The sequence below is a fragment of the Anabaena catenula FACHB-362 genome, assembly GCF_014698735.1.
GTDB lineage: Bacteria > Cyanobacteriota > Cyanobacteriia > Cyanobacteriales > Nostocaceae > Anabaena > Anabaena variabilis_A.
Window position 1 is genome coordinate 141668 of the sequence record NZ_JACJTQ010000006.1, and the last position, 14878, is coordinate 156545.

Genomic DNA, 14878 nt, shown 5'->3' on the forward strand with positions numbered 1-14878 from the left:
AGTCAAATAAATAACTCCAAAAGAAAATTGCGACATTGAACTCAGTCAAACAAATGAGACACTCGCAATGCTAGAAACTCTAATCCCCCAACTACTCAACAAATCTCTTGAAGTTATCCTGACGCTACTGCTGGAAAAATTGTGGAAATGGCTGCTGAAGGATGAAAATAGCCAGAATCTCAATAACTACCTGAAAACGCAGATACTTGTGCTTTATATCGATTGGATTTTACTGAAAACGCCTCTCAACCCCGTTACCCAAGACACAACAAATAAACAACCCAAAAACAAATGAGTTGTATTAAAAATCTATGTGTAAGATACTGAAGGGACACTAGACTCTTACAAAAACTCTATTGCTGAAGCGTATCACTCATAGATGGTTACAGATTCAGCTAACCTAAGAAAAGTTGACTTTTTCCCTCTACCTTTCCAAGTCTATGAGTTCAAAATCTCCTCGCACCGGCAAAATACTAGTTGTAGACGACTCTCCTGATAATATCTTTCTCGTCAAAACCATCTTAGAAACCGAAGGCTATATAATTAGTACTGCTGAAAATGGTGCTGAAGCAATGGCACAACTTCAAGCATCTCCCTGTGATTTGGTGTTACTGGATTTAATGATGCCAGGAATGGATGGCTATGAAGTAACTAGATGTATTCGTAGCGAAATGAATTTGCAGCAATATATCCCCATCTTACTAATTACTGCCCACGATACCCCTAACGTCGCCCAAGGATTGGATTTAGGTGCTGATGACTTTATCCGCAAACCCGTAACTATCGATGAATTATTAGCCAGAGTGCGATCGCTCTTACGACTCAAACATAGTATAGATGAACGTGATGAAATTGCCCTCCAGCGCCAAGATTTCGTTTCCCGTCTCACCCATGACTTACGCACTCCCTTAGTAGCCGCAGATCGGATGTTAAGCCTATTACAGCAAGGTGCTTTAGGAGAGTTATCACCGCCAATGCAGGAAGTCATGACTATCATGGCGCGTAGTAACATCAACCTGCTAACTATGGTTAATACCTTATTAGAAGTTTATCGCTTTGAAGCAGGGCGCAAAACTCTCACATTTCAACCAGTTAATCTCAGCCAGTTACTTAAAGAAATCGCTGGAGAATTAGCCCCTCTAGCCGCAGAAAAAGCGCTATCTATAAATCTAGAATTATCTGATAACTTAACCACAAAAACCTTCATGGGCGATCGCTTAGAACTAAATCGTCTATTTACAAACCTGATAGGTAACGCTATCAAATTTACAGATTCCGGTTCAGTTACCATCCGCCTCAAGTGTCAACATAGACCAGAAAAAACAGACCAACTTATAAATATTATTGAAGTAGCTGATACAGGTTCTGGTATTCCTCCAGAAGAACAACCCACCTTATTTGAACGATTTCGTCAAGGTAATCACAACCGTTCTGGTAGTGGATTAGGACTATACTTGGCGCGTCGTATTGCAGAAGCACATCAAGGTTTTATTCATGTAAAATCTGAATTAGGTCAAGGTAGTATTTTCATTGTTAATTTACCCATAAAATCTTGATTACCCCCTTCCCAGCAAAAGATTACTTATCTTCTTCCTTCCTCCTTCTTCCTTCCTCCTTCTTCCTTCGCGCACTTCGCGTCTTTCCTTACGGTCCCGTAAGGGATACGCGGTTCATTGAAGCATTTCATTTAATCCGTATTCTTCTAGAAGGGAGTAAACAATTCAAAAATCCAAATTCAAAATAGTTAGGAGATAAAAAAATGGTTACTACTGAAATATCCAAAATTGCCGAAATTCTCAACATACAACGGATTTTTTTTAAAACTGGTGCAACTAAAAACGTTGCTTTTCGGATTGCACAACTCAAAATTCTCAAGCAAGCAATTATTGACAATAAACCAGCAATCATCCAAGCATTAAAAGCAGATTTGCATAAACCAGAATTCGAGACTTACGCCACAGAAATTGGTGGAGTCAAAGAAGTTGACTATGCGATCAAAAATATTACTAATTGGACTAAACCTAAAAAAGCAGAAGTTCCCTTAGAATTCTTTCCTTACTCAGCTAAAATTCATCCAGAACCTCTAGGAGTAGTTTTAATTATCGGACCTTGGAACTATCCCTTTCAGTTAATTATCTCACCTTTAGTCGGTGCGATCGCCGCCGGGAATTGTGCAATTATCAAACCTTCAGAAATTGCTCCCCATACTTCACAGCTTGTCGCTGAAATCATTGGTAAATACTTTGAAAAAAATTATATTGCTGTTATAGAAGGAGGTGTAGAAATAAGCCAACAGTTACTAGAAGAAAAATTTGATCACATCTTCTTTACTGGTGGTACAGCCGTGGGTAAAATCGTCATGGCAGCAGCGGCAAAAACTCTCACCCCAGTCACCTTAGAATTAGGTGGGAAAAGTCCTTGTATCGTAGATGCAGAAATTAATCTTGAACATACAATCAAACGCATTATTTGGGGCAAATTTATTAACGCCGGACAAACTTGTATTGCCCCTGATTATCTATTAGTAGACCAAAAAATCAAACAAGATTTGCTAAATGGTCTGCAAAAATGCCTCAAAGAATTTTATGGTGATAATCCAGAAACTAGTCCTGATTTTGCCAGAATTATTAGCCAAAAACAATTTGCAAGATTGGCAAATTTTCTCAAAGATGGTGAAATTATCATTGGTGGAGAAACTAACCCAGAACAAAATTATATTGCTCCCACAATAATTGATAATATTTCTGTAGAAGATTCAGTTATGCAGGAGGAAATATTTGGCCCCATTCTGCCGATAATTGCATATACAGATATTGCTGAAGCCATAGATTTAATTAACTCTCGACCAAAACCTTTAGCTTTATACTTGTTTTCCCAAAACCAAGACCTGCAAAAACGAGTTTTACAAGAAACTTCATCTGGTGGCGTATGTATTAACGATACAGTTATGCAAGTTGGGATTTCATCTTTACCATTTGGTGGTGTAGGTGATAGTGGTATTGGTAGTTATCACGGTAAAGCTAGTTTCGACACTTTTTCCCATTACAAAAGTGTTGTGAAAAACTCATTTTGGCTGGATTTAAATTGGCGATACGCCCCCTATAAAGACAAATTATCGCTACTGAAGCGAATTATTGGGATTTAGCTAGTTTTGCTAAAAGCCAAAGCTATAACGTTCCTCTGCCCAAGGTTCACCCCGACGGTGATAACCATTACGTTCCCAAAAGCCTAATTCTTCCTGTTCTGAAAACTCTAAACCATTAATCCATTTAGCACTTTTCCAAGCATAAAGGTGAGGAACAACTAGCCGCATGGGGCCACCATGTTCGGCTGGTAATGGTTCTCCAAAGACTTGAATAGCAAAAAAGTTTTCTTCCCGCACAAAGTCTTGCAGAGAAATGTTTGTTGTGTAGTCACCGTAGCCGTGTTCCATCACATAGGCTGCTTTTGAATCTACTTCCAGCAAACTCATGAAATCTGTCACCTTAATCCCAGTCCATTTAACATCAAGTTTTGACCAGCGGGTGACACAGTGAAAATCTGCGGTAAATTCCTGTTGTGGTAGTTCAAGAAAATCAGACCATTTAAATACGGCAGGTTTTGCTAAACCCCAAACTCGAAATTCCCATTCTTCAATGTTGATTTGGGGAGTTTCACCATAAGTTAAGACTGGGAAGCCTTTAGCTAGATGTTGGCCAGGAGGAACCCGTTCACTTTCTTCTGGACTTGGTTTCTGAAAAAATTTCATCACATCACCTCCTGGAAACATCCGCCATAACGCGGGGCGTTTAGCGGTTTGTGGTTGATTTCATCAGGAAAGCAAAGAAAAAGAGCTTCTATAGCTTTGCTATTCATGCTTTTCCTGATGGAGAAATTATGACTCTTCTTCTGGTTCTTCAGCCGTTGGATAAACGAATCGAGAACGTCCAGACAAAATTGATTTACCGAGAGAGAGCGCTTTTTGAGCTTCAACAACAGCCTTGTGTGTCCAGGTAGCGCGGCGTTTGTCTCGTTTGGATTTTGATGTTTTCTTCTTTGGAACAGCCATGATAGCGGATATCGTGATTCTTGACAACCTTTTTATTCTAAGCCATCAATTGACATCAGCAATGGTAGATACTGCAAATTTCGGCTAAGTCGAATACAGTTGATGATCTTTTTATGGTGTTGTTGGCGTAGGTTGGTTAACTGCGGGAGATTTAACTGTGGGAGGTACCGCAGGTGCAGGATCAGGAAGTGCTGTTTGTGTTCCAAATAAAAGTAGCGATCGCGCAGTTTTGAAGTAAGTTACCCAACGTTGGGGATCAGGGCGCTGTTTCCATTCTACGCGACTGACATCTAAAGCCAGAACTGGGGCGATTAATCCATGACTTTGCACGGTGACAATTATAGAAACATCTGTAACTAATATATCTTGGTCAAAGCTGCGTTGAGCCGCAGCCCTAGCAACCATTTCTGCTCTTCCCAGAACGGTTTCGTAGTTTTCATCCTTTAGACTTTCAATGCCTAAGTCAACTCTGGCTGTGTAAGCTTGCACATTTTCGGGTGCGATTGCGGACATGGCAAACCACAGAGGAACCGATAGTAACAGCCACATTCCCCCTTGAATTATCCGGATTTTCCTGCCAAATTGGCCAATAAATGAAAAGGGGATGATTGATGATGGTTCTTGAGTGTAAATCCTAATCATTAACTCCTGTCTCCTGAATAATGACCTTTCGTTTTAATTGAGTAAAAGTATTTTCCGCTTTAGTAACGTCATAAAGATTACATTTTATCTGGTGATTAGCAAGAAGGATAGTAGGCAGAAAATATATTTTGCTCTCTGCTAAAGGTTGAAACTTCCTAACTAAATTTTTTTGTGGGAATTCCCTACACACCACACCTTTGTTCATAGGTTAGCTTTGTTATTTCAGCAAGGCCAACCGCAATTTTAGGCAAACAATAAATAACCGACAAAGAGCGGGATGGTAAATTACTGGGCGATCGCTATTGGTATCAATCAATATCAATTATTCCAACCTTTAAGTTGCGCTCAAGCAGATGCTGAGGCGTTAAAGGATTTTTTGGTAACAGAAACAGGTTTTTTGCCTGAAAACTCCCTGCTGATGACAACTACTTCGCCACCGATAGGGGAGCGAGCCTCCTACCCAACTAAGGAAAATATTCTGTTTTTGCTGGAGGAATTAGCCGCCACATCTTGGCAACCAGAGGATCAGCTATGGTTCTTTTTCAGCGGCTATGGAGTTAACCACAACGATAAAGATTACTTAATGCCTGTAGAAGGCAATGCCGAACTTGTTCGGGATACAGGCATAGAAGTGCGATCGCTAATGCAAGGTCTACAAGTTACCGGACTCAATGTATTACTCATATTAGACATCAACCGCGCTTTTGGTACTCAAGCCGATGCTCCTGTTGGTCAAGAAATCCTCGAATTAGCCCAAGAATTACAATTAGCAACTATTCTTTCTTGCCAACCAGAGGAATTTTCTCACGAAAGTAGCGAACTAGGTCTCGGATTCTTTACAGCCGCCTTATTGCAAGCTTTACGTTCTGGGAAGGGCAGCAGCTTGGCAGATTTAAACAGCTATTTGAGTTCCTTCACCCCAGAACTATGTCAACATCACTGGCGACCTATCCAAAACCCTGCAACTTTTATCCCTTCTAAACCGCAAGTTATCTTGCCAATTTTGACATTAGACAGCGACTCGGAAGCAGAGCAAATTATTTTTCCTGAAGAAAACTTTGCTGTGAGGAGTGCAGCACTTCCTTTGGGAAATCAAGACTCTAAAAATTCTACCTCAGACAAAGCTTGGTGGGCAGAAAGCAAAACCGTAGAAACTACAACACTCAACAAAACTTCTTCAGAGGTTGAAAAGCCGGCTACTTCTCCAGATGGAACAGTTTCTAATCCCTTGGTAGATAGTCATCAAATGCTGGCAACTTCTCCAGAATTAAATACAGCGGGCAGGTTTATCCCCTCCGCTGCTAAAGACTACGCCAGTCCATCGGTTCAGGCTAACTCCCCCATTTGGAAACAATTTATCTTATGGGGTGGAGGCAGTATGATCATAGTAGGTTTAATGGCTACTTTTCTTCTCCGCAATCAGGCTAGTTTTCGGTTTAAACAGTTATCAACAGCCGTTAGTAATCCCACAGTTTCCCAAACAATTGAACCCACACAACCAGTCAGCGCCCCCATTGCTTCCACTCCTGACCCCAAACAGCGTGAACAAGCAGTTTTTGAACTAGCCAAAATGTCCCTCAGCGAAACTAAAGCTGCTGATTTGAGTCAAGCGATCGCAACGGCTAGAAAAATTCAACCCGGTGAACCGCTTTATCAACAAGCTCAGGATAATATTCAGGTTTGGAGTCAGATGATTTTAGATTTAGCCACAGAACGCGCTCAAAAAGGACAATATGGTGAAGCGATCGCTACTTCTAAGTTAATTACTACTTCGGAGGCACTTTATCCCCAAGCACAAGCTGCAATAGAAAAATGGCGACTAGAAGCCAAGCAGTATGTAAGTAACAAAACTGTGTTAGATGCGGCTAATGCTTTAATTCAACCCGGACAAGCTTCTAGCTACAATCGAGCCATCGAAGTTGCCAAGAGAGTACCACCAGGACAACCAGGCTTTGATATAGCCCAACAATCTATTAATCAATGGAGTGAACAGATTTTAGATTTGGCTAAAAATCGCGCCGCTCAAGGTGACTTCAGCACCGCTATTGAAACCGCTACTTTAGTCCCAGAGGTGACAGCCGCTTATGAAGACGCTCAGGATGCTCTTCAAAAATGGCAAGCTCAAAAGAATTAGTCATTGGTGATTGGTGATTGGTGATTGGTGATTGGTGATTGGTGATTGGTGATTGGTGATTGGTGATTGGTGATTGGTGATTGGTGATTGGTCATTAATTAAAAAGTCCAGAGTTGATTACAGTTCCTGTCAACTCTGGACTCGGTACTCAATACTCAATACTCGGTACTCAGTACTCAATACTCAATACTCAATACTCAATACTCGGTACTCAATACTCAGCACTCCATTAGCAGTATTGTGAAATATCTTCGCCGCACTCATCAGCTAAATAGCACATCGCTCGAAACCTTAAACCTACTACTTCTTCATACAAAGGGTTTAGTTTGCACATTGGCGGAATGTGAAACATGGTTTTACCAAATAGTTGAACATCACGCTCAAAAGGACATTGAGCCGGAATGAATTTACACAACCGATGAGCAAGCAAGCGATCGCTAACTTTTAGGTTATCCAACCACTGACGCAACGGTACCAGAAAATCCCAATTAAACTGTGAATGTGAGCCTTGTAATTGGGTAACATCAGCTTTACTCGTCTCTGCTTGATGGAGCGATACCCAACTGACTAGAAAAATCTTTTTAGTGGTATTATTAAATACCTTCATGATCACGCCTCTCTTTTAATGAGGGTATTCACCTTACCGATGAATATATATACAATTAAGACAATTGCCTTTCCTGAACAAAAACTATTCTGACGGAAATTATATAAAAAGTGTGAGTAGGCACTTAAAGTCAGAACCGATGTATTACTACGTCAAGTTAAGCGTAATTTTCCCGGAAGTGGTACTGTATTCCTCGGAACTTATCCATAACTTGACACAGTTTAAATTCTAATGAAGACCTCTACCTTTGGACAGGTTTTAGTGTAACATTTACAAGTCTTATTATATCTAATAATTATTAGTAGTTTTGATAAATATAAATGCTGCAAATAGTTAAGTTTAACCGTTGATTGTGCTGCAATTTACCATTTACGGGGTATTAGGGCTAACTTACCTGGGTTTAGCACTGGGTTACATTCCCGGTTTACGGATGAACCGCGCCACTATTGCCTTAGTCGGTTCCGCTTTGTTAATTGCGTTGGGTGTCCTGAACTTACAGGAAGCATGGCTTGCTATTGATGCCAACACAATCGTATTTTTGTTGAGCATGATGGTAGTTAACACCAATTTAGCCTATGCAGGGTTTTTCCGTAAAGCTCTATCGGTGTTATTGAGTATCACCCGCAGCCCTTTGGGATTATTAATAACTTTAACTTTTGGTAGCGGTATTCTCTCGGCTTTTTTTCTCAATGACACTTTGGCGCTGGTTTTTACACCCTTAACTCTCAGCTTGACACAAGCTTTAGGTTTGAATCCGATACCTTATTTACTAGCCATCGCAGGTGCAACTAATATCGGTTCAGTCGCCACTTTAAGTGGTAATCCCCAAAACATCCTCATTGGCTCATTTTCAGGGATCAGCTATCTAGATTTTTTACGGGCATTAGCGCCCATTGGTATAACAGGCTTAGTTATGCAAGTGGCATTACTCTGGCTACTTTATCCAGATGTGCGCTCAAATCAACCTTGTCAACTTTTAAAAATAGACAATCAACGCATTTTCAAACCCTTATTTAAGAAGACATTAATTATCACCACCGGATTATTAATTGCTTTTGCTGTGGGTTTACCTTTAGCAGAATCCGCTTTAGTCGCTGCCAGTTTGTTGCTGATTACTAGACGAATTAAACCACAACGTATTCTTAAAAAAGTAGATTGGAATTTGTTAGTGATGTTTTCTGGACTTTTTATTTTAACGAAAGTCACACAGAAGTTGAATTTGCTACAACCATTTACTCATGTTGTTAAATCTGAGCTTGGTTTATTAGCAATCACAACTATTATGTCAAATCTGATTTCTAATGTTCCTACTGTACTGCTACTACAACCCCTAATTGCTCCCAATGATACCCATTCTTGGCTGTTGCTGGCAGCATCATCAACCCTAGCTGGTAATTTGACTTTGTTTGGTGCTGTTGCCAATTTGATCATCGTAGAAGCAGCCGCAGAGTTAGGCTACAAACTCACCTTTTGGGAGCATTTGCGCTTTGGTGTACCGTTGACAGTGTGTACTTTGGTTTTAGTTTACCTCTGGATTCATTAGCTGAACTACTTATAGCGTTTCCTACTCACATGAGCTATGTACAGCGGTTTCCAATCATATGAGGTACATCATAGCCCCCTCATCGCAAGCGATGAGGGGGTTGGGGGTGGGGTGTTTGTACCTCACTCAACCGAGAAGGGCTATATCGTATTTCATTACACAATTTGCACTGACTGAGTATTAATTTCTATGAAGTTAGCCAGTTTTACGTCATTCGTAAATAATGTGGCGTTGAGAGATTTTGCAGTTGCTACAATTATGGCATCAGGAAGTCTAAATTTGTATTGTTTGCGAAGTGCAATCGTTAAATTTTTAATATTATTATCAATACCAACAACTGTAATTTTATTTAAAAAATCAATTATTTGTGTTTCTTCAACTGAACTCAGGCTAGGATAAGATAACAATTCGATTTCAGTAATCACTGAAACAAAATATTGCCCAGATGCTAATGGGTTTACTAACCTACCACCCAAAAAATACAGCAATATATAGGAATCCTAAATGATTTCTGTTAGCTTGCGTGGCGTAGCCATAAAATATCCGAGTATTGTAGGGTGGGCATTGCCCACCTTATCATGGTTTTTGTGGGCGTTGCCCACCCTACAAATACTTAGATTTATTCAAGAATCAAATCGGATTCCTATATATATAGGACTTACGCAAAACAGAACTAAAGTAGCGGTAATTCATGAATTACCGCTACACAGGAATAAGGTTTTCAGTCACATCTTGCGTAAGTCCTAATATAATCTTGATCTTTATTTATCTTAGCTTTTCACATCTAGAAAAAAAGTAATTCTCTAAGTCTCAACACAAAAACGCAAAGATGCTAAAAACACCTTTGCGCCTTTGCGTCTATCGCACGAAACAATTCTTAGGAAGCTACTTGCGCCGTTGGCCGAGTCCGCCGTCTTCTACCATCAGCAACCTTCACAGGTGGTTCTTCAGGGATTTGCATCAACAAAGTCACAGAAGGTTGACATTGCAATTCTCGACGCATGGAACGTGCCAATTCTTTTTCTAAAGTTCCTTGTAAACCACCCCAATCGATATCGGCTGGTTCCCCTCCGGCTGAAAATTCCGACCAACGGACACTGAGAATTTCTTCAATTCGCTGTTGTACCCACTTTAGCAGGAGCGATCTATCTATACTTGTCACCACACCCCGCAGGTGAATTTCAGGTTTTGCCAACAGTTTACCAGTCCAATCAATGGCAGCCGCAACAGTTACAATACCTTCTGAAGCCATACTTTGCCGTTCTTGCAAGACTTTGGCGCTGACCATACCAGAACTAGTAGTATCCACAAGTTCAATCCCTGATTGCACTTTACCCGCAACACGGATAGATTCTTCGGTCAGTTCTATCACATCCCCATTCTCAATAATAATCATATTTTCAGATGGGATGCCCATACTTTGAGCCGTTTCCGCGTGCTTCACCAACATCCGATGTTCGCCGTGAAATGGCACAAAGAACTTGGGTCGAGTTAAAGCAATCATCAGCTTTTGGTCTTCTTGGCAACCGTGACCAGAAACGTGAATACCTTTATCTCGTCCATAGACCACTTTTGCTCCCTGAATCATCAATTTATCGATGGTGTTCACCACCGCAATTGTATTCCCAGGAATTGGGTTAGCGGAGAATACGACTGTATCTCCTGTGCGAATTTTGATGTGGGGGTGTTGTTTGTTGGCGATTCGGGTCATGGCTGACATCGTTTCACCCTGAGAACCAGTGGTCAGAACCAGCACATTCTCATCGGGCATACTGCGAACCATGTGCAACGGTTGCAGCAGATTATCTTCGCACTTGATATAGCCTAAATTTCGGGCATGGGCAATTAAATTCAGCATGGAACGCCCAACAACTGTGACTACACGGTTGTGTTTCTTTGCCAAATCCAAAATCATGTTGATGCGATGAACGCTGGAAGCAAAGGTTGTGACAAATAGTCTTCCAGTGGCTTGAGAGAAGACTCGATCCAGATTAGGATAAACAGAACGTTCTGAAGGTGTAAAACCTGGTACTTCTGAGTTAGTGGAATCACTTAACAAGCAAAGTACGCCTTTTTCGCCATGTTCTGCTAGACGTTGCAAGTCAAATTTTTCCCCATCGACTGGGGTGTGATCAATTTTAAAATCTCCTGTGTGGATGACTACACCCAGGGGAGTATGCAGGGCAACTGTGAAGCTATCCGCGATGGAGTGGGTATTGCGGATATATTCGACAAAAAAGGCTTTACCAATTCGGACTACATCGCGGGGAAGGACTGTTCTTAATTCTGTGCGATCGCGTACCCCTGCTTCTTCTAATTTACCTTCTAGCATTGCCATTGCTAGTCTGGGTCCATAAATCACCGGGATATCAAATTGCTTGAGGTGAAATGCAATCCCACCGATATGGTCTTCATGACCATGAGTCACGACCATGCCTTTAATTTTATGGCGATTCTCTCGTAAGTAAGTTGTATCTGGTAATACAATGTTAACGCCATGCATTCCGTTTGTGGGAAAAGCCAATCCTGCATCTAACAGGATTATTTCGTCTTCGTACTCGAAAACACAGGTATTTTTACCGATTTCGTGTAAGCCACCCAAAGGAATAATTTTGAGGGCTGATTCAATTTCGTTTTTAACCATTTTCTCCTTGAGATTGTTGTTTGTTGTGAATCAGTTGATAGTTAGCTTTCTTGTATGAAATACAACACTGATTTTTTATAATTTAGTCAGTGTAAAAACAGCCAAGTTTTAATTCAGATATCCAATTTTTTATTGAATAAAATGAAATTTTTACTGTTCGCGGAGCATTTCGGAGAACAGGATTTTTATATCTCTCAGTTGTAGCACAGATGTTTAAATCGCACCTTAGTAGCAATTATTGCCAATTATTTATATGTATTTTGGGCAATCGGAGTTTGCCAGTATCCAACATATTGGCGCTTAGATTAAACTCAGTTCTTTCAGCACAGCCTCTAACTTTTGACAGCTTTCTGCGTCACCTTCACATAGGGGCAGACGCATTGAACCAACCTCCCAACCTTGAAGTTTTAGTGCTTGCTTAACTAGGATAGGATTTGTAGTTAAAAATAAAGCTTTAAACAACGGGAACAGTTGTAGATGAATCTCCGTGGCAATTTGAATTTTACCGACATTAAAAGCCTGAATCATCTGTTGTAGTTGATTACCTACCAGATGAGAAGCTACACTTACTACACCCTTAGCACCTATAGCTAACATAGGCAAGGTTAAAGAATCATCTCCAGCGTAAATCTGAAATTCTTTGGGTGTCAAGCGGCGAATTTCACTGGACTGGTCTAAGTTTCCGCTGGCTTCTTTAATGCCGACAATGTTGTCAATTTCCGCTAAACGTACAACTGTTTCTGGACTCAGGTTTTGACCTGTACGACCAGGGATGTTATATAACAACATTGGTAAGTCGGGACAGGCTTTTGCTATTGCCTGAAAGTGTTGATACAATCCCGCTTGCGGCGGTTTGTTGTAATAGGGGACAACTTGTAAAGAACCATGTACTCCTATTCTAGCTGCTTTTTCGGTTGCTGCGATCGCTTCGGTTGTTGAGTTAGAACCACAGCCGGCAATTACTTTAGCTTTCCCAGCTACGGCCTGCAATACCTCAACAAACAACTGGTATTCCTCGTCCCAACTCAAGGTCGGAGATTCTCCTGTTGTCCCACATACAACTAATGTATCTGTACCGTTATTAACTAGATGCGCTGCTAATTTGGCTGCTACATCATAGTTAACGCTGCCGTCTGCTTTAAACGGCGTAATCATAGCAGTTACAATTGTGCCAAAATCTCCCACCCTCTTTTTACTCCTGATTAGTCATTAGTCATTAGTTATTGGTCATTAGTCATTAGTCATTACTCATTGGTTATTGGTGACGAGGTAGAAGAAAGGAAAATTACACAATTACCAATTACCAAACTACGCTGTAGTCGATTGGAGTAGATTTTTCTCTATTAATAATTCGGCAATTTGCACTGCATTTAATGCTGCGCCTTTGCGAATTTGGTCACCACATAGCCATAGTTCCAAGCCACAATGATGAGAAATATCTTGACGAATTCTCCCTACTAAAACTTCATCCCGCCCACTGGCTTCTATTGGCATGGGAAAATGATTTGCTTGCCAATCTTCTACCAATTTCACCCCAGGGGCTTGACTTAAAATTGCTCTAGCCTCATCTGGATTAAAAGGTGTCTCGAATTCTAGATTAATTGCTTCTGAATGGGCGCGGAGTACGGGAACCCGTACACAAGTTGCAGTTATTCTGATTTCTTGACTACCAAATATTTTGCGGGTTTCATTGACCATTTTCAGTTCTTCTTCACAATACCCTAAATCGGTTAATGGGGAATTATGAGGAAATAAATTAAAAGCCAAGGGGTAAGGCAGGACTTCAGCTACTGGCTGTTTCCCTTGTAAGATGTCACGGGTTTGGGTTTTGACTTCTTCCATTGCTTTAGCACCAGCACCACTAGCCGATTGGTAGGTAGCTGCCACAATCCGTTTTACTGGTTTAATCTTATGCAATGGCCATACTGCCAAGGTCATTAAAATTGTTGTGCAGTTGGGATTGGCAATAATGCCTTTGTGACTAGCTGCGGCTTGGGGATTTACCTCTGGTACGACCAAGGGAACTTCTGGGTGCATACGGAAAGCACTGGAGTTATCTATCACCACTGCGCCTTTCGCTACTGCTACCCCAGCCCAGGTTTTGGATGTTCCGCCGCCCGCACTAGCCAGAACTATATCCACATTTTCAAAAGCCTGTTCAGTCACCGGCTCTACTAGTATATTTTCCCCTTTAAATTTGAGTGTTTTGCCGGCACTGCGCTCAGATGCTAACAATTTTAAATTAGCAATCGGAAAATTCCGGCTTTCTAGTAATTCCAGCAACTCTGTGCCTACAGCACCAGTTGCTCCCAAAATAGCTACACGATAGGATTTAGACAAACTCAACTCCTCCTTTAAGAGGTTATTAACAATTTTTTGGCACAAATCACAATATTTATAATGGGCAAATCAGAAGTTAAATAGGTTTGAATAGTTTTGAGAGCTTTTTTCAGCCTTGCTCAATCAAGATATGAGATTCAAAAATTAGATCCTCTCAACTTTTGCTTTTCGCGCTGATTCGATTGCTTATCCCTCAAGAAATTCTAGGAAAGAGCGATCACCTTAGACTTAATTCATACTTCAATCCAGCAACATCTGTTTTCTCAATTTATTCAAAATTTCAACCCTTTATATTTTTTATACTTAAGCGATATGGACTTTTACAATAATTTCTGATTAAATTTCACTTGCGAATTTTAATCAAATATTATCATATAACAAACTGTACTTTCAGATAAAAATTGAAATATCGGCATTGAGGTATTTTCTGTATCCCTGACCTATCAGGTAAAAAAGCCTGTTGCCTGTAAAGTTAGGTTGCCGATTGTCAGAAATATACTCTATTTACGATAGATTCAGAACCAGGACATCAGAAAATATCTATGTAGCAAAATAATATTAGCACTCTTTTTACAGAAAGCTGTCACAACCAATGGTAGAACCCTGGACTGAGAGTTACTATGTTGAAAGGATATCATGGTACGAGCCATCTGATCACCACTACTAATGCCCAGTTGTGAGTAAAAAACCCAAACAGCAGAGAATTTAGCAGGTTTTTTAGTCCCAAGCACTGAATAACTGCTCAAGACTTATGAATTTGAGGTAAAAATGCTATCGGTAAAGATATTGCAGTAAAGTGTTAAGTCTTTTGCCATTGGCAGTAAACTGGATATCTGCTAGAGGGCAACCGTCCCCACCTTGGATGAGATCATGTCTACAAGGCATATCCTATCCCCTGAGACAGCAAGTTAGTAACGCGA

14 protein-coding genes are annotated in these 14878 nt (G+C 40.6%); 5 read left to right on the forward strand and 9 right to left on the reverse strand.

Annotation, left to right across the window (positions count from 1 at the left end):
* Positions 1-67: 67 nt before the first annotated feature.
* The 3 genes from H6G68_RS06865 to H6G68_RS06875 all read left to right on the forward strand — a co-directional run bounded on the left by H6G68_RS06865 (position 68) and on the right by H6G68_RS06875 (position 3145).
* Positions 68-295 carry a hypothetical protein gene (locus tag H6G68_RS06865; protein WP_190905957.1) on the forward strand — a complete coding sequence of 76 codons (228 nt, stop codon included), beginning with the start codon at positions 68-70 and terminating at the stop codon, positions 293-295.
* 145 nt (positions 296-440) lie between these two features.
* Positions 441-1556 carry a hybrid sensor histidine kinase/response regulator gene (locus tag H6G68_RS06870; RefSeq protein ID WP_190905958.1) on the forward strand — a complete coding sequence of 372 codons (1116 nt, stop codon included), beginning with the start codon at positions 441-443 and terminating at the stop codon, positions 1554-1556.
* Between the two features lie 203 nt (positions 1557-1759).
* Complete coding sequence (locus H6G68_RS06875) at positions 1760-3145, forward strand: aldehyde dehydrogenase (protein ID WP_190905959.1); 1386 nt, start codon at positions 1760-1762, stop codon at positions 3143-3145.
* A 9-nt stretch (positions 3146-3154) separates the two neighbouring features.
* On the opposite strand, the gene H6G68_RS06880 is transcribed toward H6G68_RS06875, so the two are convergent.
* The 4 genes from H6G68_RS06880 to H6G68_RS26940 form a co-directional block, all read right to left on the reverse strand.
* A complete protein-coding gene (locus H6G68_RS06880) occupies positions 3155-3748 on the reverse strand; it encodes a sulfite oxidase-like oxidoreductase (RefSeq protein WP_190905960.1) in 594 nt (197 codons plus the stop codon).
* A gap of 126 nt (positions 3749-3874) precedes the next feature.
* Complete coding sequence (gene rpmF, locus H6G68_RS06885) at positions 3875-4048, reverse strand: 50S ribosomal protein L32 (RefSeq protein ID WP_071190913.1); 174 nt, start codon at positions 4046-4048, stop codon at positions 3875-3877.
* A gap of 111 nt (positions 4049-4159) precedes the next feature.
* Complete coding sequence (locus tag H6G68_RS06890) at positions 4160-4690, reverse strand: hypothetical protein (RefSeq protein WP_190905961.1); 531 nt, start codon at positions 4688-4690, stop codon at positions 4160-4162.
* A complete protein-coding gene (locus H6G68_RS26940) occupies positions 4683-4895 on the reverse strand; it encodes a hypothetical protein (RefSeq protein ID WP_206757396.1) in 213 nt (70 codons plus the stop codon). Before H6G68_RS26940 ends, H6G68_RS06890 begins: the two co-directional genes overlap by 8 nt.
* Positions 4896-4967: 72 nt before the next feature.
* On the opposite strand from H6G68_RS26940, the gene H6G68_RS06895 reads away from it, so the two are divergent.
* Positions 4968-6824, forward strand: coding sequence for a caspase family protein (locus H6G68_RS06895; RefSeq protein ID WP_190905962.1), 1857 nt, complete (start codon positions 4968-4970; stop codon positions 6822-6824).
* 229 nt (positions 6825-7053) lie between these two features.
* On the opposite strand, the gene H6G68_RS06900 is transcribed toward H6G68_RS06895, so the two are convergent.
* On the reverse strand, positions 7054-7431 hold the full coding sequence (locus H6G68_RS06900; RefSeq protein WP_190905963.1) for a Mo-dependent nitrogenase C-terminal domain-containing protein: 378 nt from the start codon (positions 7429-7431) through the stop codon (positions 7054-7056).
* Between the two features lie 346 nt (positions 7432-7777).
* Here H6G68_RS06900 and H6G68_RS06905 point away from each other — a divergent pair, with 346 nt between their 5' ends.
* Positions 7778-8974, forward strand: a complete 1197-nt coding sequence (locus H6G68_RS06905) for an anion transporter (RefSeq protein ID WP_190905964.1) — start codon at positions 7778-7780, stop codon at positions 8972-8974.
* A gap of 155 nt (positions 8975-9129) precedes the next feature.
* On the opposite strand, the gene H6G68_RS06910 is transcribed toward H6G68_RS06905, so the two are convergent.
* The 4 genes from H6G68_RS06910 to H6G68_RS06925 form a co-directional block, all read right to left on the reverse strand.
* On the reverse strand, positions 9130-9462 hold the full coding sequence (locus H6G68_RS06910) for a type II toxin-antitoxin system VapC family toxin (RefSeq protein WP_242045163.1): 333 nt from the start codon (positions 9460-9462) through the stop codon (positions 9130-9132).
* A 389-nt stretch (positions 9463-9851) separates the two neighbouring features.
* A complete protein-coding gene (locus H6G68_RS06915; protein ID WP_190905965.1) occupies positions 9852-11618 on the reverse strand; it encodes a ribonuclease J in 1767 nt (588 codons plus the stop codon).
* A 300-nt stretch (positions 11619-11918) separates the two neighbouring features.
* Positions 11919-12803: a 4-hydroxy-tetrahydrodipicolinate synthase gene (gene dapA, locus H6G68_RS06920; protein WP_190905966.1), complete on the reverse strand. Its 885-nt coding sequence runs from the start codon at positions 12801-12803 to the stop codon at positions 11919-11921.
* 123 nt (positions 12804-12926) lie between these two features.
* Positions 12927-13958, reverse strand: a complete 1032-nt coding sequence (locus tag H6G68_RS06925) for an aspartate-semialdehyde dehydrogenase (RefSeq protein ID WP_127054136.1) — start codon at positions 13956-13958, stop codon at positions 12927-12929.
* Positions 13959-14878 lie beyond the last annotated feature (920 nt).